At 59.6% G+C, this 19,546-nt stretch carries 18 protein-coding genes; 6 read left to right on the plus strand and 12 right to left on the minus strand.

Going from position 1 to position 19,546, the window contains the following annotated elements; all coding sequences use genetic code 11:
* Window positions 1-25 precede the first annotated feature (25 nt).
* Genes AB4O05_RS01415 through AB4O05_RS01430 form a run of 4 tightly spaced genes read left to right on the plus strand, consistent with a single transcriptional unit; the run spans window position 26 to window position 3,927 of the window.
* Window positions 26-952 (plus strand): DUF72 domain-containing protein, encoded by a 927-nt coding sequence (locus AB4O05_RS01415; RefSeq protein ID WP_460133625.1) that lies wholly within the window; start codon window positions 26-28, stop codon window positions 950-952.
* Entirely contained in the window at window positions 949-1,725 is a 777-nt protein-coding gene (locus AB4O05_RS01420; protein ID WP_460133623.1) for an endonuclease/exonuclease/phosphatase family protein, read from the plus strand. Before AB4O05_RS01415 ends, AB4O05_RS01420 begins: the two co-directional genes overlap by 4 nt.
* Window positions 1,722-2,984: a cardiolipin synthase ClsB gene (gene clsB / locus AB4O05_RS01425; protein ID WP_460133621.1), complete on the plus strand. Its 1,263-nt coding sequence runs from the start codon at window positions 1,722-1,724 to the stop codon at window positions 2,982-2,984. Before AB4O05_RS01420 ends, clsB begins: the two co-directional genes overlap by 4 nt.
* Complete coding sequence (locus AB4O05_RS01430; protein WP_460133618.1) at window positions 2,974-3,927, plus strand: lysylphosphatidylglycerol synthase domain-containing protein; 954 nt, start codon at window positions 2,974-2,976, stop codon at window positions 3,925-3,927. The genes clsB and AB4O05_RS01430 overlap by 11 nt, the downstream gene beginning before the upstream one ends.
* Window positions 3,928-3,944: 17 nt before the next feature.
* Here the strand turns inward: AB4O05_RS01430 and AB4O05_RS01435 are convergent, their stop codons facing one another.
* The 3 genes from AB4O05_RS01435 to AB4O05_RS01445 form a co-directional block, all read right to left on the minus strand.
* Window positions 3,945-4,700 (minus strand): alpha/beta hydrolase family protein, encoded by a 756-nt coding sequence (locus AB4O05_RS01435; protein WP_460133616.1) that lies wholly within the window; start codon window positions 4,698-4,700, stop codon window positions 3,945-3,947.
* The gene (locus AB4O05_RS01440) at window positions 4,690-5,799 is read right to left on the minus strand and encodes a DUF3182 family protein (protein ID WP_460133615.1); all 1,110 of its coding nucleotides are present in this window, start codon (window positions 5,797-5,799) and stop codon (window positions 4,690-4,692) included. Before AB4O05_RS01440 ends, AB4O05_RS01435 begins: the two co-directional genes overlap by 11 nt.
* A 171-nt stretch (window positions 5,800-5,970) precedes the next feature.
* Window positions 5,971-6,930 (minus strand): GlxA family transcriptional regulator, encoded by a 960-nt coding sequence (locus tag AB4O05_RS01445; RefSeq protein WP_460133614.1) that lies wholly within the window; start codon window positions 6,928-6,930, stop codon window positions 5,971-5,973.
* Window positions 6,931-7,027: 97 nt separating this feature from the next.
* On the opposite strand from AB4O05_RS01445, the gene AB4O05_RS01450 reads away from it, so the two are divergent.
* A complete protein-coding gene (locus tag AB4O05_RS01450; protein WP_460133613.1) occupies window positions 7,028-7,591 on the plus strand; it encodes a cysteine hydrolase family protein in 564 nt (187 codons plus the stop codon).
* Between the two features lie 21 nt (window positions 7,592-7,612).
* Here AB4O05_RS01450 and tam read toward each other — a convergent pair whose 3' ends face one another.
* The 4 genes from tam to AB4O05_RS01470 all read right to left on the minus strand — a co-directional run bounded on the left by tam (window position 7,613) and on the right by AB4O05_RS01470 (window position 12,070).
* Entirely contained in the window at window positions 7,613-8,374 is a 762-nt protein-coding gene (gene tam, locus AB4O05_RS01455; protein ID WP_460133611.1) for a trans-aconitate 2-methyltransferase, read from the minus strand.
* Window positions 8,375-8,432: 58 nt separating this feature from the next.
* On the minus strand, window positions 8,433-10,004 hold the full coding sequence (locus AB4O05_RS01460) for a hypothetical protein (protein WP_460133610.1): 1,572 nt from the start codon (window positions 10,002-10,004) through the stop codon (window positions 8,433-8,435).
* Between the two features lie 146 nt (window positions 10,005-10,150).
* Window positions 10,151-10,666, minus strand: coding sequence for a single-stranded DNA-binding protein (locus AB4O05_RS01465; RefSeq protein WP_003232445.1), 516 nt, complete (start codon window positions 10,664-10,666; stop codon window positions 10,151-10,153).
* 9 nt (window positions 10,667-10,675) lie between these two features.
* Window positions 10,676-12,070, minus strand: coding sequence for an MFS transporter (locus tag AB4O05_RS01470; protein ID WP_460133608.1), 1,395 nt, complete (start codon window positions 12,068-12,070; stop codon window positions 10,676-10,678).
* A gap of 178 nt (window positions 12,071-12,248) precedes the next feature.
* Here AB4O05_RS01470 and uvrA point away from each other — a divergent pair, with 178 nt between their 5' ends.
* On the plus strand, window positions 12,249-15,083 hold the full coding sequence (uvrA, locus tag AB4O05_RS01475; RefSeq protein ID WP_460133607.1) for an excinuclease ABC subunit UvrA: 2,835 nt from the start codon (window positions 12,249-12,251) through the stop codon (window positions 15,081-15,083).
* Between the two features lie 65 nt (window positions 15,084-15,148).
* On the opposite strand, the gene bfr is transcribed toward uvrA, so the two are convergent.
* The 5 genes from bfr to rpsD form a co-directional block, all read right to left on the minus strand.
* Window positions 15,149-15,613 carry a bacterioferritin gene (gene bfr, locus AB4O05_RS01480; protein ID WP_033900044.1) on the minus strand — a complete coding sequence of 155 codons (465 nt, stop codon included), beginning with the start codon at window positions 15,611-15,613 and terminating at the stop codon, window positions 15,149-15,151.
* A gap of 155 nt (window positions 15,614-15,768) precedes the next feature.
* Window positions 15,769-17,217: a catalase gene (locus tag AB4O05_RS01485; RefSeq protein WP_460133606.1), complete on the minus strand. Its 1,449-nt coding sequence runs from the start codon at window positions 17,215-17,217 to the stop codon at window positions 15,769-15,771.
* A 239-nt stretch (window positions 17,218-17,456) separates the two neighbouring features.
* On the minus strand, window positions 17,457-17,843 hold the full coding sequence (gene rplQ / locus AB4O05_RS01490; RefSeq protein ID WP_003176402.1) for a 50S ribosomal protein L17: 387 nt from the start codon (window positions 17,841-17,843) through the stop codon (window positions 17,457-17,459).
* Between the two features lie 41 nt (window positions 17,844-17,884).
* Window positions 17,885-18,886 (minus strand): DNA-directed RNA polymerase subunit alpha, encoded by a 1,002-nt coding sequence (locus AB4O05_RS01495; RefSeq protein ID WP_259104539.1) that lies wholly within the window; start codon window positions 18,884-18,886, stop codon window positions 17,885-17,887.
* A 22-nt stretch (window positions 18,887-18,908) separates the two neighbouring features.
* Window positions 18,909-19,529, minus strand: a complete 621-nt coding sequence (gene rpsD / locus AB4O05_RS01500; protein ID WP_003176404.1) for a 30S ribosomal protein S4 — start codon at window positions 19,527-19,529, stop codon at window positions 18,909-18,911.
* Window positions 19,530-19,546: the final 17 nt, after the last annotated feature.

Consider the following 19,546-nt stretch of genomic DNA (forward strand, 5'->3'; position numbering starts at 1 on the left):
CGACCCAACATCGACGGGAGCACGCATGGCGGCGATTCACATCGGCATTTCCGGCTGGCGCTATAAGCCCTGGCGCGGGGATTTCTACCCCGAGGGGCTGACTCAGAAACGTGAGCTGCAGTTCGCCTCACGCGCCGTCAACAGCATCGAAATCAACGGCTCGTTCTATGCGCTGCAAACGCCCAAGCGCTACGTCGAGTGGTATGCCGATACGCCCGAAGGTTTCATGTTCAGCGTCAAGGCGCCGCGCTACATCACGCACATCCTGCGGCTGCGGGAGGTGCACAAGGCAATGGCGAATTTCTTCGCGTCCGGGGTGCTGGAACTCAAGGAAAAACTCGGGCCGATCCTCTGGCAGTTTCCGCCCAGCTTCCAGTTCGACCCGCCGCTGTTTGAAGCCTTCCTTGCCCAATTACCGACCGACACCCAACAGGCCGCCGCCCTCGCCCGCCAGCATGAGCCGCGCCTTAACGGCAAGGCGAGCCTGCAAGCTCATGGCAAACAGCCTTTGCGCCATGCGGTGGAGATTCGCCATAAGAGTTTTACGGTGCCGGCCTTTGTGCAGTTGCTGGAAAAATACGGGGTTGCGCTGGTTGTGGCGGACACCGCCGGTAAGTGGCCGTATGTTGAAGATGTCACCGCTGATTTCCTGTACGTGCGCCTGCACGGTGACAAGCAGTTGTACGCCAGCGGTTATACCGCCGAGGCCCTCAAGCGATGGGGTGATCGCATTGCGTGCTGGCGCCAGGGCAAACAGCCTGCGGACGCCCACCTGATCGACCCGCATCACAAGCCCCGGGCCCGCAAACAGCGGGACGTGTTCTGCTTTTTCGACAATGACATCAAGGTGCGCGCCCCCTTCGATGCCCGACAGTTGCTGCAGCGTTTCGAGCTGGATAAGCAGCTCGCCACAACGCCTGGAACATTGCCGGAGCCGGGAGTACTACCATGACTCATCCGGAACTGATCCCCGAGACACCGACCGACGCCATCACTCGCTTTACGGTACTGACGGTCAATATCCACAAAGGCTTCACTGCCCTGAATCGACGCTTCATCCTGCCCGAACTGCGCGAAGCGGTACGCAGCGTGGGCGCCGACATGGTGTTCCTGCAGGAAATCCACGGCACCCATGAACAGCATCCCCAGCGCTACAGCGACTGGCCGAACATGCCGCAATACGAGTTCCTCGCCGACAGCATCTGGCCGCAATTCGCCTACGGGCGTAACGCGGTCTACCCCCATGGCGACCACGGCAATGCGCTGCTGTCGAAATTCCAGATCGTGCGCTACGACAACCTCGACATCTCCCAAAGCGGCCATGAAAACCGAGGCCTGCTGCATTGCGTGCTGCAGTTGCCGGGCACGGGGCAGGAGGTGCATGCGATCTGTATGCACCTGGGCTTGCGCGAGGTGCATCGCCAGCAGCAACTGCGCCTGCTGGAGCAGCGTATCAGCGAGATACCCACCGATGCCCCCTTGGTAGTGGCCGGTGATTTCAACGACTGGCGCCAGCGCGCCGACCTGAGCCAGAGCGGCCTCAAAGAGGTTTTTGTGCAAGCCCTCGGCAAACCCGCGCGCACCTTCCCGGCGCGCCTGCCGCTGCTGCCACTGGACCGCATCTATGTGCGCAACGTGAAGGTGCATCACCCACGGGTGCTGAATACACGCCCCTGGTCACACTTGTCAGACCATGTGCCGCTGTCGGTGGAGATTGAACTATGAACGTCGCGGTCGAGCACATTTCCACAGACCAGCCGCCGGATGACGCCAAGGCCCGTGACCTGGACTACGGCTGGCAAAGCGGCAACCAGGTCGAGTTGCTGGAGAATGGCGAAGCGTATTTCCCCCGGGTGTTCGAGGCCCTGCGCCAGGCCCAGCGCGAAATCCTGCTGGAGACCTTTATTCTTTTTGAAGACAAGGTGGGCCATGAACTGCAAGGCATCCTGATCGAGGCCGCGCAGCGGGGCGTGAAGGTGGTGGTGAGCCTTGATGGGTTTGGCTGCGGCGAGTTGAGCCCGACATTTCTGAGGGAACTGGCGGATGCCGGCGTGCTGGTGCAAATGTTTGACCCCGCGTCAAAAACCCTCGGCATACGCACCAACTGGTTCCGCCGCCTGCATCGCAAGATCGTGGTGGTGGACGCCGCCGTGGGGTTTATCGGCGGGATCAATTTTTCGGCCGATCACTTGGGTGATTTCGGCCCGGAGGCCAAGCAGGATTACGCCGTGCAAGTGATCGGCCCGGCGGTCGCCGACCTGCATCATTTCGCCCTGGCCCAAAGCGGCCGCCAGGTGCGTACGCGACGCGGCTGGCGGCGGCGCGCGCACCGGCCTTCGCCGTGGTCGACCGAAAGCGGCGATGGCCTGGTGCGCCTGATCTACCGTGACAACCTGCAACACCGCGATGACATTGAAGAAGCCTACATCCAGGCCTTGAGCAAAGCGCGGCAACGGGTGGTAATCGCCAATGCCTACTTCTTCCCTGGCTATCGCCTGTTGCGCGAGATTCGTAATGCGGCGCGGCGTGGCGTGCAGGTGCAACTGATCATGCAGGGCCAGCCCGATGTGCTGTTGGCCAAGCTGGCGGCACGCATGCTTTACGATTATTTGCTCAAGGATGGCGTGGTGATCCACGAGTACTGCCAGCGCCCGCTGCACGGCAAAGTGGCGCTGGTGGATGACGAATGGAGCACCGTGGGCTCAAGCAACCTGGACCCGCTGAGCCTGTCGCTGAACCTGGAAGCCAACGTGCTGATCCGCGACCGCAGGTTCAACCAGCAGTTGTACGAGCGCCTGGAAACACTCGCAAAAGAGCATTGCCAGACCATGCCGGAAAACCGTAAGCCACGCCTGTGGCTATGGCGGCTGACCGTGGGGTTCCTGGTATTCCATGTGATGCGCCATTTCCCCGTGCTGACGGGCTGGCTGCCGGCGCACAAACCGCGCTTGAAACCTGTGGAGAGCCAGGCCCATGACGACTGAAACCGCTGGTTCACGCTTCAAGCGCTGGAAGAAACCGCTGACCATTGCCTTCTTCCTGCTGCTGATCGTGCTGTTCACAATGCTCGCGCGGCGCATCGACTGGAGCGAGGTGGTGCAGACCCTGGGTGATTTCAAGGTGCGCACCTTGCTGATCGCAGGGGCGCTGACCCTGTGCAGCTTTATCGTCTACGCCTGTTTCGACCTGATCGGCCGTACCTACATTCGCCAGCCCTTGCGCTGGAAGCAGATCCTGCCGGTGGGCATCATCAGCTATGCGTTCAACCTCAACCTGAGTGCGTGGGTGGGCGGCATTGCCATGCGCTATCGGCTGTATTCACGGCTGGGGGTGAGCACCAGCAATATCGCCAAGATCCTGGGCCTGAGCCTGGCGACCAATTGGTTTGGCTATATGGCATTGGCCGGCGCGGTGTTCAGCAGCGGGTTGGTGACAATGCCGCCAGGGTGGAAGCTGAGCAGCGGCGCCCTGCAGGGAGTGGGGCTGTTGTTGGTGCTGGCGAGCCTGGCGTATCTGGCGGCGTGCCGTTTTTCGAAAAAGCGCGCGTGGTCGATCCGCGGCATCGAGATCAACCTGCCGTCGCTGCGCATGGCGTGTTTGCAGTTGGCCTTGGGAGCCTTGAACTGGTCGCTGATGGCGGCGGTGATTTTTACCCTGCTGCCCGCCAAATTGGACTACCCGCTGGTCCTCGGGGTGCTGCTGATCAGTGCGATTGCCGGGGTAGTGACCCATATCCCGGCCGGGCTGGGTGTGCTGGAAGCGGTGTTTATCGGGCTGTTGCAACATGAAGCGTCGCGGGGCAGCTTGCTGGCCGGGTTAATTGCCTACCGTGCCATTTATTTCATCTGCCCGCTGCTGATCGCGCTGGTGATGTACCTGGGGGTGGAAGCCAAGGCCAAGGCGTTGCGAGTGAAGAAGACGGCCTGATGAGGCGGTGGATACCCTCATTGGGCCTGGATGATGCTCAACCGTTCGCCCACCACCATCTCGGTAATCCAGTCCACCAGGATCGAGGTGTAGGCCTGCTGGGACACCGGATCGCTGAGGGAATGGTCGGCGCCATCGATGATGCGGTGGGTGAGGGAATGGGTCTGCTGGCACGCCGCGCGGTAGCTCATGATGGTGGCGTGGGGCACGTGGTCGTCGGTTTCCGATTCGACGATCAGCACATCCCCGGTAAAGGCCGAACACGCGTGCAACGCGCGGTTGGTGTCGGCATGCACCAGGGTACTGCGGTAATCCATCAAATCCATCTTGTCCAGGTCACGCTTGGGCTTGAGCCACTCTTCATCGCGGTACAGCGCCGGCACCCGCAACGCCAGCCAGCGCACCGGGCGCAGTGAGGTCAGGATCGCTGCCAGGTAACCGCCATAGCTGGTGCCCACCACCGCCACCGCCGAGGTGTCGATGGCCGGGTGGGAGAGCAGCCGGTCGTAGGCGGCCAACAGGTCGCGCAGGTTGTCTTCGCGGGTCACGCGGTTCAGTGAAAGACCGCTGCCGGCATGACCGCGCAGGTCGAAGGTCAGGCACACACAGCCGAGGCCGGCGATGCCTTTGGCCCGTTCCAGATCACGCTCCTGACTACCGCCCCAACCGTGCACAAACAGCACCCCCGGCACTTTGGATTTGGGGCTCAGGAACGTGCCGCTCATCTGTTCGTCGTCGATATCGATCGCAATACTTTCGCTTCTAGCCGTCATAAGCCTTAACCGTTACGTACTTGAGAAGAAAGTCGCTGTTTTGTGCGGGGCCGCGGTACACCTCGATGGCATCCGCCGGCAGCGCCTGGTCCACGTAGGTTTCTACCGAGGACACCTCAATGGCCTTGAGGCCTGGGTGGTCGATGAAGCATTGCAGCGCCGCGACTTCCGCGCTGCTGGCCCCACCCATGCGCCAGGATTGCTCAAGGACACCACTGCGGCGCTGTCCATCGCTGTCCAGCCCTTGGGCGATGTCATAGTTGCGCCGCGAGGCGTAGAAGCCGGGGTAGGCTTCATCGGCCGCGGCGTCGAAGACCTGGGCTTGCTCGATGGCCAGGCGCACATCTTCAGGCAGCTCGAGCATGAGCAAATCTTCGTAATAACCCGGCACCACCAGCAGATTGGAGCCGCCGTAGACCTTTTCGCCCTGCCCGTCCCGGGTCAGGTACTGCTCGCCACAGTAACTGAACACGTGATCGCCGATAAAACTCTGGCCCACACTATGGGTGACCACATCGTGCAGGTCTTGTTCCAGCACCACGCCCTCGCTGAAGAGCTGCGCGGCGTCGGGGCGCGCCAGCACGGCGTCGAATGCGTCAAGGCTGTGGATAACTTCCTGGCCGCGCCCGGCGCAAGCGTGTACCGGCTTCAAGCGGATGGGCCCGCTGTAGAGCAGGCGCTTGGCGGCCTCCTGAGCATCCTTGAGCGCAAATACGCTCAGGCCGTCCAACACCACGTCGCGCACGCGCTCGCAAAACAACGGCGACCAGCCATCGGGCGCCGTGGCATCAGGGCCCAGCAGGCCGTGGCTGATGGCTTTGGTGCCGATGAAAGCGTACTCCACATAACCGCCCCACAGGTCCTCGGGGCCCTTGATATTCAGCGCCAGCGCCTGGGCAGGCCCGATCAGGGTTTGTGTGGGGAGCAGGTAGACCTCGCGGCCAGCGTGGGTGTGCGGATCATAGCTGCCGCCGAATTCGAGCCCCAATATCTGCGCCAGCCAGCGCGCCAGGGCCAGGTTGGTGTCGACTTCGTGCTGCGGTGCGCCCTCTCGCGTGGAGTGAGCGAGCACCAGTTTCTTGCGTTGAGTCGGAGTCATGCATCCCCCTTGGCCATCCTGCCATGAGTGTAGAAGCTAGCTTGCAGGGATCAGGCCAAGGCTGCCCGGACCGGGATGGTTTTGAAATCAATCAGTTGCCGAAAAGGCGATGGCAGTTGGCCTGCCTGATTCTGCACGACGATGCCGCGAGGTCGTGGTGTTCTGCACGATTTACACCCCAAATCGGCTGCGGTAATCGCTCGGTGCCAGGCCGGTGATTTTCTTGAACGTGGCGCGAAAGGCGCCCGGGTCCTGATAGCCCACGGTCCACGCGATATGGTCGATGGTGCCGTTGGTAAACTCCAGCATCTGCCGCGCCTTGCCCACACGCAGGTGCTGGCAGTATTCGGTGGGTTTGAGGCCGGTGGCGCCGCGAAAACGCCGCAGGAAGGTACGTTCTTCCAGACCCGCCTCTTGCGCCATGGCGGCGACGGAAACATCCACCGCCCCGCTGGCCTGCAACCAATGCTGAACCTTGAGGATGGCCGCATCGCCATGCCCGAGGATCGGCGCAAAGTTGCTACCGCACTGGCTGGCGCTGTCGCTGTGCTCGATCACCAAAAAGCGCGCGGTGTCGGCCGCAATGCTCGGGCCCATCAGGCGGTCGACCAGGCGCAGGCCCAGTTCGGACCAGGCCATCAGCCCGGCGGTGGTGATCAGGTCGCCGTCATCGACGATGGGTTTATCCGCCTCCAGGCGCACGGCCGGGTAACACTCGGCGAAGGATTGGGCCGAGGACCAATGGGTGGTCGCGCTGCGCCCATCCAACAAGCCGCTGCGCGCCAGCATGATCGAGCCGATGCACACGCCACCCAGTACAGTACCCGCTGAGTGTTGCTGGCGAATCCACTCGAGCAGCGCAGGCGGCGCTTGTTCTTCGGTGAACTCGCCAATCGACGGTGGCACCAGCACGGCCATCATCGGTTGTTCGGGCCCTGGGTGGCTGTCGAATACCCTTGTCGGTTTACCCTCGGTTTGTACCTGCCAATGGCTGATCCGCAGCAACGGCAATTGCTCGGACTGATACTCGGCGGCAATCCGGTTGGCCACCCCGAACAGGTCGGTCAAGCCGTGCACGGCGGCCAACTGCGCACCTTGGTACATCAACACGCCCAGCTCTACAACGGCCATTGTCAGTTTTCCCTCTGTTATTGTCGGTGCAGCCAATGCCCGGCACTGGCGCCAGCTACGATACTGGGCCCCATCAACCAACACGAGGCAAATACCCATGGCCAAGCAAGCGCTCATCCTAATCGATATCCAGAACGACTACTTCCCCCAAGGCAAGTGGCCGCTTGACGGCGTGGAGGCGGCTGCGGACAAGGCAGCCCAGGTGCTGCAGGCTTTTCGCAAGGCAGGCAATGCGGTAATTCACGTGCGTCATGAATTTACCACCGAGGACGCGCCGTTCTTTACGCCGAACTCCGAGGGCGCCTATTTGCACCCCAAGGTGCTGAACGAAGGCAATGAGCCAGTGGTGCTTAAACACTTCGTCAATGCGTTTCGCGAAACCAACCTGCGCGCCCTGCTGGAGCAACACAGCATTACCGACCTGGTGGTGGTCGGCAGCATGAGCCACATGTGTGTCGATGCCGTCGTGCGGGCGGCGGCGGACCTGGGCTACAGCGTCACGGTGATCCACGATGCGTGTGCCACCCGTGACCTGGAATTCAACGGCCAGGTGATTCCGGCGACGCAGGTGCATGGCGCGTATATGGCCTCGCTCGCGTTTGGCTATGCGGGCGTGGTGTCGGCCGATGAGTTCTTGAAGGCACAAACAGCGGCAGCGTAGCCACCATTGGCTGGCCTGGCGTCAGCGGGTCGCGATGATGAACAGGCGCGGGAATGGCAGTAACACGGTGCCATCGGCCAGGGCTGGATACGCCTGGGTAATCCGCGCCTGGTAGTCGCGTAGGAAGGCGGCTTGTTCGCTGTCGCTCAGCGGCGCGAGAAATGGCCGCAGCGCCGAGGCCTTGAACCACTCCACCACTGCCGCGTGATCTGCCAACGGATGCAGGTAGGTGGTGCGCCATACCTCGACAGTACTGCAGTGCTTGCTCAGCAGTTCGTAGTAGTCACTCGCCGCGTGCCGCTCATTGTGTTTGACCGTACCTATCCTGTCAGCCCACGGGCCATCAGCCGCAACGTCGCGCGCCAGGCGGTGCGCAGGTTCGTCAAGGTTGTCCGGGGTTTGCACCGCCAACGTTCCGCCGGGGTTCAGTTGCCGGACCAGGTGTGGATACAGCGTCGCGTGGTCCGGCAGCCATTGCAGGGAGGCGTTGGCCAGGATCACGTCAAACGGTTGCGCAGGGTTCCAGGCCCCAATGTCCGCCAGCTCGAAGTTCAACGTCGGCAGGCGTTTGCGGGCATCGATCAACATATCAGCAGAGCTGTCCATGCCCGTGACGTGCGCCTGGGGGAAACGCTCGGCCAACACTTGGGTGGAATTGCCGGGGCCACACCCCAGGTCGACGGCGGTACGCACGTCCGTCGTTGGAATGGCCGCAACCAGATCACGGATGGGGCGAGTGCGCTGCTGTTCGAACATCGTGTATTGCTTGGCGGACCAGGTCATGACGGCGCTCCTTCTTACCCATGCGTGTGGTGGACAGTATTGAAGCCGTTTATCAGCGCTAAAACATCCACGTATCGTAAGGCGCTTTGAAGATCAGATAATCGCGCTCAAACATAACCCTGATGCTCTTGGGTTGGAAGGCACGGGACAGTGGCTGCTGGTGGACATCGCCGTTATTGTCCGTCCACCGATAATAGGCAGTGCCTTGCGGCGAAACCTTCAGTTGGACCTCGACCTGCTCGCCCAAAGTTTGCCGCTGCGCCTCCTCAAATGCGTCAGCAGGCACCTCCAGCCGTAGGCTGGTAACGACTTCATCCTGATGGACCGTATTGAAAAAGCGCGCGAATGACACCAGGTTTTTCGGTTGTTCAAGCGCGAACAGCGCGCTTAGCAGTTGCGAATCTTCGAACAGCCGATCAAGGGGAAAATCGACATGGTTAACGGTGCCGGACGTGTGAGTGAACTGCAGGGAGAGCCCCGGTTTTCCAGAAATCTTGTTAATTACATCCAAGCCCAGCCCATCGGCAATGGCCAGCGAGAGGTTCTCGGCAATCATCCGGCGTAGCTTCGCCCGATCCGCCGCTGGGTCCGTTCGGTCGAAGTCGGCCACCGATTGAAAGGACGGATGCGGCAACAAGCTGATCCATCCGGCGGCAAGCGCGGTGTGCAAGATAATCCGCGTTGCCCGGGGTTGCTTTTCCAGACGCTGCACAAACACGGTCAACGCAGGGTTGAAGGGATCAACCTTTGCCAGGTATTGCGCCACTTCCACGGTGCTATCTGGGTCCTGCGTGGCATCCAGTCGCTCAAGGGCGTAACGGTGCGCCAACGCCCCGCCCTCGGAGTCCAGGCGTTCGCTCTGCAACATCTTGAAGGCCTGGAAGCGAAAGGGCTGCGGGTAATCGGCACTCTTCAGAATGCCAACGGCCACGGGCATCAGCCCTTCATCGCGGTCCATGATTTCGAGGATGTAGAGCTTGCGATTGATGTCGAAATCAGCATCCTGGAAAAGCCCTCTCAACCGCAGGCTGACCGAGTCATTCCGCGCACCGAAGGCCCAGCCGCCACGGGCCACCGAGAGCAGTTTGAGCGCATCGAAAAAATCCGAAGGGTCCGAGTCTTTCGACTCGATAATCGACAGCAGGCGGTTTTCGTCGCCCTTCCTGAAATCCAGATTCACCATGGATTCCCCACGCGCCTTGCGTCGGGCCAACTGGATCATGTAAGAATCGAGCAGCGCACGGGTGCGGTACGTGTCCAGCGTCCTGCTGGCGATCGAAGATTCGTTCTCCAATGAGAGCCATGACTCAACACGCTGCTTCATCTGCGATTCAAACGTCGTCTGCAAATTACTGCTGATGAAATAGGTCAGCGCCGACCCGCCGACCACTACGACCGAGATGATAAACGTGAGCGCCTGGGTCGCTCGAGTAATCGGGGCATTGGCCTGCTCAAGAATCTCTTTGCTCAGTTCGTACTTCAAATTGCTTATTTGAGCCGCTTGGCTCGTTTCCAGCTGACGAACCTTCTCGAGGGCTTCCTGAATGCGTTGCTCAGCGTCCTGAGTTTGCTCTCGGCAGGCCTTGAGGGCCTGGGCCAATGTGTCCGATGCGGACGTATTAGTACTCACGTTTCAACTCCTGTTCCCCGCTTCTATCCCTGACTTGCCTGGCCGCGCCGTATGCAGATCCGCGCTGTATTTCCAGGCAAAAATAAAGCCCCTGGTAAATGCGCAGGGGCTTTATGTGTTATCGGCAAAGATTGCGAATACCCGCCTTAGAACGGGATATCGTCATCAAAGCTGTCGAAATCCGGAGCCGGCTGTGGAGCGGCCTGCTGTGGCGCCGGGCGCGACTCACGTTGTGGCTGCTGGCTTGGCTGCGGACGCGACTGCTGTGGACGCGGTGCCGAGTTGGACATACCGCCCTGGCCCTGTTGGTCGCCCTGTGGACGGCCGCCCAGCAGTTGCATGGTGCCTTGCATGTCGACCACGATTTCAGTGGTGTAACGCTTGATACCGTCTTTTTCCCACTCGCGGGTTTGCAGTTTGCCTTCGATGTAGACCTGCGAACCTTTACGCAGGTATTCACCGGCGATCTCTGCCACCTTGCCGAACATCGACACACGGTGCCATTCGGTTTTCTCGACCTTCTGGCCGGTCTGCTTGTCGGTCCACTGCTCGCTGGTCGCCAGACTCAGGTTGGTCACGGCGTTACCGTTAGGCAAGTAGCGAACCTCGGGATCCTGGCCGCAAGTACCGACCAATATGACTTTGTTAACCCCACGGGCCATAACGTTCTCCTAGGCTGGGCGCGCTGTCGGCACTGGATTGACCAGTTGCTCGAGCGTCGCGCGGTCCAATAATTCGGTGTCCAATTTGATGTAAATCGCCGATTCCTCGGCGACCACTACTGCATCCGTTACTCCAACGACGGCCTTCAGGCGCTCGGCCAGGCCAGCTTCGCGGACCGCTTCAGGCGATAACGGCAGGCGCAGGCTCGTCACATACGGAGGTTCGCGCATGGTAACAGCAAAGGCCAACCAGAGGGCAGCCAGACCTGCGCATCCCAGGAACACAACCGACAAACCGCCATGCTGGAACATCCAGCCGCCCATGATGCCACCAAGCGCGGAGCCAAGGAATTGACTGGTGGAATACACCCCCATCGCCGTGCCCTTGCCACCGGCCGGTGAAACCTTGCTGATCAGCGAAGGCAACGAAGCCTCCAGCAGGTTGAACGCGGTAAAGAACACCACCGTGCCAATCACCAGCGCTCGCAGGCTGTCGCCGAACTGCCAGAAGAATAGCTCAGTGAGCATCAGCGTCGCGACGGCACCGAGGAGAACTCGTTTCATTTTGCGTTTCTTCTCGCCATAGATGATGAACGGGATCATGGCGAAGAACGAAATCAGCAGCGCGGTGAGGTAGACCCACCAGTGCTGCTCCTTGGGCAGCCCGGCTTTTTCCACCAGGGCCAGGGGCAAGGCGACGAAGCTGCACATCAGCATTGCGTGTAATACGAAGATACCTAAATCCAGGCGCAGCAGGTCCGGGTGCTTGAGCGTCGGCAGCAGCGCCTTGCGCGCCACGCCAGATTCCCGATGCTGCAGCGTGCCGGTGGAGCGCGGCACCATGAAGGCCACGATCACAATGCCAAACAACGCCATGCCGCCGGTGGCCAGGAACAAGCCATGCAGGCCAAACGCGCGCGTCAGCAATGGGCCGACCACCATGGCCACCGCAAACGACAGGCCGATGGTCATGCCGATCATGGCCATGGCCTTGGTGCGGTGTTGTTCGCGTGTCAGGTCCGACAGCAGCGCCATGACCGCGGCGGATATCGCCCCGGCGCCTTGCAGGATGCGCCCGGCGATCACGCCCCAGATCGAATCGGTCTGGGCCGCGAGCACACTGCCCAGGGCAAACACGATCAACCCCAGGTAAATCACCGGGCGGCGGCCGATGCGGTCGGAAATGATCCCGAACGGGATCTGGAAAATCGCCTGGGTCAGGCCATACGCGCCAATGGCCAGGCCGATCAATGCGGGAGTTGCGCCCGCGAGATCCATTCCATAGGTCGCCAGCACCGGCAACACCATGAACATGCCAAGCATACGGAAGGCGAACACCAGGGCCAGACCGCTTGCTGCTCGGGTCTCGCCGCTACTCATGCGTTCGCTGTGGGGATCGTGCATGGAAAAACCTCGTGTGAACCGGCGGCGATTCTACCAGTCCCATCGATTGAGAGGGTATATGCGGCGGTTTGCCGCGCAGCTTTCATGTAAGGCTGCAAGCGGCCTTTTGACAGTGTATATTCATCCAGTCTTTAGCCGTATACTCCGGCATTATTTACGCCCGCCGTGCGAGGCCATCTTGGACAAGATCCTGATCCGTGGGGCTAGAACCCACAACCTGAAGAACATCGACCTGACCCTGCCCCGGGACAAACTGATCGTCATCACCGGCTTGTCCGGCTCCGGCAAATCGTCCCTGGCGTTCGACACGCTGTATGCCGAAGGCCAGCGCCGCTATGTGGAATCACTGTCGGCGTATGCGCGTCAGTTTCTGTCGATGATGGAAAAGCCTGACGTTGACACCATTGAAGGCCTGTCGCCGGCGATTTCCATCGAACAGAAGTCGACCTCCCATAACCCACGTTCCACCGTGGGGACCATTACCGAAATCTACGACTACCTGCGCCTGCTGTACGCGCGAGTGGGCATTCCTCGCTGCCCGGACCACGATATTCCCCTGGAAGCCCAGACCGTCAGCCAGATGGTCGACCTGGTGCTGGCCCAACCGGAAGGCGCCAAGCTGATGCTGCTGGCACCGGTGATTCGAGAGCGCAAGGGCGAACACCTTTCGGTCTTCGAGGAGCTGCGTGCCCAGGGCTTTGTACGCGCGCGCATCAACGGCAAGCTGTATGAGCTGGACGAAGCGCCGAAACTCGACAAGCAGAAGAAGCACTCCATCGATGTGGTGGTCGACCGCTTCAAGGTGCGCGCCGACCTGCAGCAGCGCCTGGCCGAATCATTCGAGACCGCGTTGAAGCTTGCCGACGGGATTGCCCTGGTGGCGCCGATGGACGATGAGCCGGGCGAAGAGATCATCTTCTCCGCGCGGTTTGCCTGCCCGATCTGCGGCCACGCCATCAGCGAGCTGGAACCCAAGCTGTTTTCCTTCAACAACCCGGCCGGCGCCTGCCCTACCTGCGATGGCCTGGGGGTGAAGCAGTTCTTCGACATCAAGCGCCTGGTCAATGGCGAGCTGACGTTGGCAGAGGGCGCGATACGCGGGTGGGACAGGCGTAACGTCTACTACTTCCAGATGCTCGGGTCGTTGGCGTCCCACTACAAATTCAGCCTGGAAGTGCCATTCAACCAACTGCCGGCGGATCAGCAGAAAGTCATCCTCAATGGCAGTGGCTCGCAGAACGTCGACTTCAAGTATTTAAACGACCGTGGCGATATCGTCAAACGCTCGCACCCGTTCGAAGGCATCGTGCCGAACCTTGAACGGCGCTACCGCGAGACCGAATCAGCCAGCGTGCGCGAAGAGCTGGCGAAATTCCTCAGTACCCAACCGTGCCCGGATTGTCGAGGCACTCGCCTGCGTCGTGAGGCACGGCACGTGTGGGTTGGCGAAAAAACCTTGCCGGCAGTGACCAACCTGCCGATCGGGGATGCCTGTGAATACTTCGGTGTGCTCAAGCTGACCGGGCGTCGCGGGGAAATTGCCGACAAGATCCTCAAGGAAATCCGCGAGCGCTTGCAGTTCCTGGTTAACGTCGGCCTGGACTATCTGTCGCTGGACCGTAGCGCCGACACCTTGTCCGGCGGTGAAGCGCAGCGGATTCGCCTGGCCAGCCAGATTGGCGCCGGCCTGGTGGGCGTGTTGTACATCCTCGATGAACCGTCCATTGGCTTGCACCAACGCGATAACGACCGCCTGCTGGGCACGTTGAAACACCTGCGGGATATTGGCAACACCGTAATTGTGGTGGAGCACGATGAGGACGCGATTCGCCTGGCCGATTATGTGGTCGACATCGGCCCGGGCGCTGGCGTACATGGCGGGCATATCGTCGCCGAGGGTACGCCGGCCGAAGTCATGGCTCACCCGGATTCGTTGACCGGCAAGTACCTGTCTGGCCGCGTGAAAATCGAAGTACCGGCCAAGCGTACGCCACGTAACAAGAAGATGGCATTGCACCTCAAGGGCGCACGCGGGAACAACCTGCGGAATGTGGACCTGGAGATTCCCCTGGGCCTGCTGACCTGTGTGACCGGTGTTTCCGGTTCGGGCAAATCGACGCTGATCAACAACACGCTGTTCCCTTTGAGTGCCACCGCCTTGAACGGCGCGACCACCTTGGAAGCGGCAGCCCATGACAGCATCAAGGGCCTGGAGCATCTGGACAAAGTGGTCGATATCGACCAGAGCCCGATTGGCCGCACACCACGCTCCAACCCGGCAACCTATACCGGGCTGTTCACGCCGATTCGTGAGTTGTTTGCCGGGGTGCCGGAGTCTCGCTCGCGCGGCTACGGGCCCGGGCGGTTCTCGTTCAACGTCAAGGGCGGGCGCTGCGAAGCGTGCCAGGGCGATGGCTTGATCAAGGTAGAGATGCACTTCCTGCCGGACATCTACGTGCCGTGCGATGTGTGCAAGAGCAAGCGCTATAACCGCGAAACCCTGGAGATCAAGTACAAGGGCAAGAGCATCCACGAAACCCTGGAAATGACGATCGAGGAAGCACGGGTGTTCTTCGATGCGGTTCCGGCGTTGGCGCGCAAGCTGCAGACGTTGATGGACGTGGGCTTGTCGTATATCAAACTGGGTCAGTCGGCGACCACGCTGTCCGGTGGCGAGGCACAGCGGGTGAAGTTGTCGCGCGAGCTGTCCAAGCGCGACACCGGCAAGACACTCTATATCCTCGATGAGCCGACCACCGGCCTGCACTTTGCGGATATCCAGCAGTTGCTGGACGTGCTGCATCGACTGCGCGACCACGGTAATACCGTGGTGGTGATCGAGCACAACCTCGATGTGATCAAGACCGCCGACTGGCTGGTGGACCTGGGCCCGGAAGGCGGTTCAAAGGGAGGCCAGATCATCGCGGTGGGTACGCCGGAGCAGGTCTGCGAAATGCCGCAGTCCCACACCGGCTACTACCTGAAACCATTGTTGGCGCGCGACCGGGCCTGATTACTTGGCCCATGAAAAAGCCCCTGCCACTTTGCGGTGACAGGGGCTTTTTTTGTAGCCAGGAATCAGAACTGCGATTGCAGGTAATTTTCCAGGCCAATCAGCTTGATCAGACCCAGCTGCTTTTCCAGCCAGTAGGTGTGATCTTCTTCGGTGTCATTCAACTGTACCCGCAGGATTTCACGGGTGACGAAGTCGCTGTGCTGCTCACAGAGCTCGATGCCCTTGCAGAGCGCGGCACGCACCTTGTATTCGAGGCGAAGATCGGCTGCGAGCATGTCAGGCACCGTGGTGCCTACATCCAGGTCGTCGGGACGCATACGTGGCGTGCCTTCGAGCATGAGGATACGGCGCATCAGTGCGTCGGCATGTTGTGCCTCTTCTTCCATCTCGTGGTTGATACGTTCGTAGAGTTCGGTAAAACCCCAGTCCTCGTACATACGCGAGTGGATGAAATATTGGTCACGAGCTGCCAGTTCGCCCGTCAGCAACGTGTTGAGGTAATCGATTACGTCGGGGTGACCTTGCATCGCCCTACATCTCCCTGCTTGAAAGTCTGTAGTTTGAACCATGCTGACTCGAAGGTCACTGGAACAACGGCAGAAAAGTGAAGATTTCCGGAGAAAAGTAGCGGAAATAACGCAAAAACCGCCCTAATGAGGGCGGTTCTGCTTCTCGTTTAGAGTCAGTTAAGCGATACACCCAGCGCTTTTGCGATTGCTTCTCCATAAGCAGCATCTGCTTTGTAGAAGTGCTGCAGCTGACGCTGAACCACATCACTGGAAACCCCAGCCATTGCCCCAGCGATGTTGTTGGTGAGCAGGGCTTTTTGCTCATCATTCATCAAACGGAACAACGCACCGGCGTGGCTGTAGTAATCAGTGTCTTCGCGGTGATCGTAACGATCAGCGGCGCCACTCAGGGCCAAGGCAGGCTCGGCGTACTGCGGAGCTTGCTTAGGTGCATCGGCGTAACTGTTTGGCTCGTAGTTGGGCGCTGCGCCACCATTGCTGCCAAAGGCCATCAAACCGTCACGCTGGTAGCTGTTTACCGGGCTGCGCGGGGCGTTCACCGGCAACTGCTGGTGGTTGGTGCCTACACGGTAGCGGTGAGCATCGGCGTAGGCAAATACTCGACCTTGCAGCATGCGGTCAGGCGAGAGACCTACACCGGGCACCATGTTGCTTGGGCCAAACGCAGCCTGCTCAACCTCAGCAAAGTAGTTCTGCGGGTTGCGGTTGAGCTCCAGCTCACCGACTTCGATCAACGGGAACTCCTTCTGCGACCAAGTCTTGGTCACGTCGAAGGGGTTCTCGTAGTGAGCGTTGGCTTGGGCTTCAGTCATGATCTGAATGCAGACACGCCATTTCGGGAAATCACCGCGCTCGATCGCGCCGAACAGATCACGCTGGGCGTAATCAGGATCAGTGCCCGCCAGGCGTGCAGCCTCCGCGGGAGCGAGGTTTTTGATGCCTTGCTTGGTCTTGTAGTGCCACTTCACCCAATGACGCTCACCCTTGGCATTGATCAGGCTGTAGGTGTGGCTACCAAAGCCGTGCATGTGACGGTAGCCGTCAGGAATGCCGCGATCGGAGAACAGGATAGTGACCTGGTGCAACGCTTCAGGGGAGTGCGACCAGAAGTCCCACATCATCTGTGCGCTTTTCAGATTGCTTTGCGGCAGACGCTTTTGGGTGTGAATAAAGTCAGGGAACTTCAGCGGATCACGAATGAAGAATACCGGGGTGTTGTTACCCACGATGTCCCAGTTGCCTTCCTCGGTATAGAACTTCAAGGCAAAGCCACGTGGATCACGCTCGGTGTCGGCCGAGCCACGTTCGCCCCCTACAGTGGAGAAGCGCAGGAACGTAGGCGTTTGCTTGCCAACAGACTCGAAGAGTTTGGCGCTGGTGTACTGGGTAATGTCTTGCGTGACGGTGAACGTGCCATACGCACCCGAGCCTTTGGCGTGTACACGACGCTCGGGGATGTTTTCACGGTTGAAGTGAGCGAGCTTCTCGATCAGGTGGAAATCGTCGAGCAACAGCGGGCCGCGCGGGCCAGCGGAACGGGAATTCTGGTTGTCCGCCACGGGAGCGCCGCTGGCGGTGGTAAGGACTTTATTCTGGCTCATGTTCAATTTCCTCAGGTCGGACTCGGAACTGCCGGCTAATCGGCTTGGGGGCAGTATTGATCATCAACATGACGTCTACAAATTCATTAAATTGTAGGCACCAATAGAAAATAACTACCAACCCACCCGACACTCATAGTGCCGGCTTTGACCTGAATCGCGCTTGTACACATGGCGCTTTTTCTAACGCACACAAAAAACCGGGCACTAGGCCCGGTTCTTCGTCACAGCTTGTCGTCTTACTCGGCGCTTACAGCTTCGCCAGCAGTAGCACGATCAACCAACTCGACGTACGCCATAGGCGCGTTGTCGCCAGCGCGGAAACCGCACTTGAGGATGCGCAGGTAGCCACCCTCACGGGTAGCGTAACGCTTGCCCAGGTCGTTGAAGAGCTTACCAACGATAGCTTTCGAACGAGTACGGTCGAAAGCCAGACGGCGGTTAGCCAGGCTGTCTGTCTTAGCCAAAGTGATCAGCGGCTCAGCAACGCGACGCAGCTCTTTGGCTTTCGGCAGTGTAGTTTTGATCAGCTCGTGCTCGAACAGCGACACCGCCATGTTTTGGAACATGGCCTTGCGGTGCGAGCTGGTACGGCTCAGGTGACGTCCACTTTTACGATGACGCATGGTTCATTCCTTACCAAACTCACGTTCGGTGATTACGACGATCAGGCAGTCGCCTTGTCGTCCTTCTTAAGACTTGCAGGCGGCCAGTTGTCGAGGCGCATGCCGAGGGACAGACCGCGGGAGGCCAGAACGTCCTTGATTTCAGTCAAGGATTTCTTGCCCAGGTTCGGAGTCTTCAACAGTTCTACTTCGGTACGCTGAATCAGGTCGCCGATGTAGTAAATGTTTTCCGCCTTAAGGCAGTTAGCCGAACGTACAGTCAGTTCCAGATCGTCAACCGGGCGAAGCAGGATCGGATCGATCTCGTCTTCCTGCTCGATTACCACTGGTTCGCTGTCACCTTTGAGGTCGACGAACGCAGCCAACTGCTGTTGCAGAATGGTTGCGGCACGGCGGATAGCCTCTTCAGGGTCCAGAGTACCGTTGGTTTCCAGATCAATAACCAGCTTGTCCAGGTTAGTACGCTGCTCGACACGGGCGTTTTCCACCACGTATGCGATACGGCGAACCGGGCTGAACGAAGCGTCAAGCTGCAAGCGACCAATGCTGCGGCTTTCGTCTTCATCGCTCTGACGCGAGTCGGCCGGTTCATAACCACGACCACGAGCTACGGTGAGCTTCATGTTCAGGGCGCCGTTAGACGCCAGGTTAGCGATTACGTGATCGGGATTAACGATCTCGACATCATGATCCAGCTGAATATCGGCAGCGGTAACCACCCCCGAACCCTTCTTCGACAAGGTCAGCGTAACTTCGTCACGGCCGTGCAGCTTGATAGCCAGACCTTTAAGGTTCAACAGGATTTCAATTACGTCTTCCTGTACACCTTCGATGGCGCTGTACTCGTGGAGCACACCGTCAATCTCGGCCTCGACTACTGCACAGCCGGGCATTGAGGACAACAGGATGCGGCGCAGCGCGTTGCCCAGGGTGTGGCCAAAACCACGCTCGAGAGGCTCGAGAGTGATCTTGGCGCGGGTTGGACTGACAACCTGCACATCAATGTGGCGGGGTGTCAGGAACTCATTTACCGAAATCTGCATGGATGCACCTATTTTCTAGCCCTTACTTGGAGTAGAGCTCGACAATCAGGCTTTCGTTGATGTCGGCGGACAGATCACTGCGAGCTGGAACGTTCTTGAAAACGCCCGACTTCTTCTCAGTGTCTACTTCTACCCATTCTACGCGGCCACGTTGGGCACACAGATCGAGAGCTTGGACAATGCGAAGTTGGTTTTTAGCTTTCTCGCGAACTGCGACCACGTCACCAGCACGAACCTGGTAGGACGGAACGTTTACGGTCTGACCGTTAACGCTGATCGACTTGTGCGATACCAGCTGACGGGATTCGGCACGAGTCGAACCAAAGCCCATACGATATACAACGTTGTCCAAACGGCATTCGAGCAGTTGCAGCAGGTTTTCACCAGTTGCACCTTTCTTGCCAGCAGCTTCTTTGTAGTAGCCGCTGAACTGACGCTCGAGAACGCCGTAGATACGACGGACCTTCTGCTTTTCACGCAGCTGGGTGCCGTAATCGGACTGGCGACCGCGGCGTTGGCCGTGGATACCAGGTGCTGCTTCAATGTTGCACTTCGATTCGATCGCGCGCACGCCGCTCTTCAGGAAGAGATCGGTGCCTTCGCGACGAGCGAGTTTGCATTTTGGACCAATGTAACGAGCCATTCTTTACAATCTCCTGG

This window comes from Pseudomonas sp. S1_G07 (assembly GCF_054668565.1).

What these genes read in the sequence shown, in the direction of transcription:
- AB4O05_RS01445 (WP_460133614.1), bottom strand. Translation starts at nt 6,930, where the DNA reads ATGGCCGTTGTAGAGCTGGGCGTGTTGATGTACCAAGGTGCGCAGTTG.
- AB4O05_RS01420 (WP_460133623.1), top strand. Translation starts at nt 949, where the DNA reads ATGACTCATCCGGAACTGATCCCCGAGACACCGACCGACGCCATCACT.
- tam (WP_460133611.1), bottom strand. Translation starts at nt 8,374, where the DNA reads ATGACCTGGTCCGCCAAGCAATACACGATGTTCGAACAGCAGCGCACT.
- AB4O05_RS01415 (WP_460133625.1), top strand. Translation starts at nt 26, where the DNA reads ATGGCGGCGATTCACATCGGCATTTCCGGCTGGCGCTATAAGCCCTGG.
- AB4O05_RS01485 (WP_460133606.1), bottom strand. Translation starts at nt 17,217, where the DNA reads ATGAGCCAGAATAAAGTCCTTACCACCGCCAGCGGCGCTCCCGTGGCG.
- AB4O05_RS01440 (WP_460133615.1), bottom strand. Translation starts at nt 5,799, where the DNA reads ATGACTCCGACTCAACGCAAGAAACTGGTGCTCGCTCACTCCACGCGA.
- rpsD (WP_003176404.1), bottom strand. Translation starts at nt 19,529, where the DNA reads ATGGCTCGTTACATTGGTCCAAAATGCAAACTCGCTCGTCGCGAAGGC.
- AB4O05_RS01470 (WP_460133608.1), bottom strand. Translation starts at nt 12,070, where the DNA reads ATGCACGATCCCCACAGCGAACGCATGAGTAGCGGCGAGACCCGAGCA.
- AB4O05_RS01465 (WP_003232445.1), bottom strand. Translation starts at nt 10,666, where the DNA reads ATGGCCCGTGGGGTTAACAAAGTCATATTGGTCGGTACTTGCGGCCAG.
- AB4O05_RS01430 (WP_460133618.1), top strand. Translation starts at nt 2,974, where the DNA reads ATGACGACTGAAACCGCTGGTTCACGCTTCAAGCGCTGGAAGAAACCG.
- clsB (WP_460133621.1), top strand. Translation starts at nt 1,722, where the DNA reads ATGAACGTCGCGGTCGAGCACATTTCCACAGACCAGCCGCCGGATGAC.
- AB4O05_RS01450 (WP_460133613.1), top strand. Translation starts at nt 7,028, where the DNA reads ATGGCCAAGCAAGCGCTCATCCTAATCGATATCCAGAACGACTACTTC.
- bfr (WP_033900044.1), bottom strand. Translation starts at nt 15,613, where the DNA reads ATGCAAGGTCACCCCGACGTAATCGATTACCTCAACACGTTGCTGACG.
- rplQ (WP_003176402.1), bottom strand. Translation starts at nt 17,843, where the DNA reads ATGCGTCATCGTAAAAGTGGACGTCACCTGAGCCGTACCAGCTCGCAC.
- AB4O05_RS01435 (WP_460133616.1), bottom strand. Translation starts at nt 4,700, where the DNA reads ATGACGGCTAGAAGCGAAAGTATTGCGATCGATATCGACGACGAACAG.
- AB4O05_RS01495 (WP_259104539.1), bottom strand. Translation starts at nt 18,886, where the DNA reads ATGCAGATTTCGGTAAATGAGTTCCTGACACCCCGCCACATTGATGTG.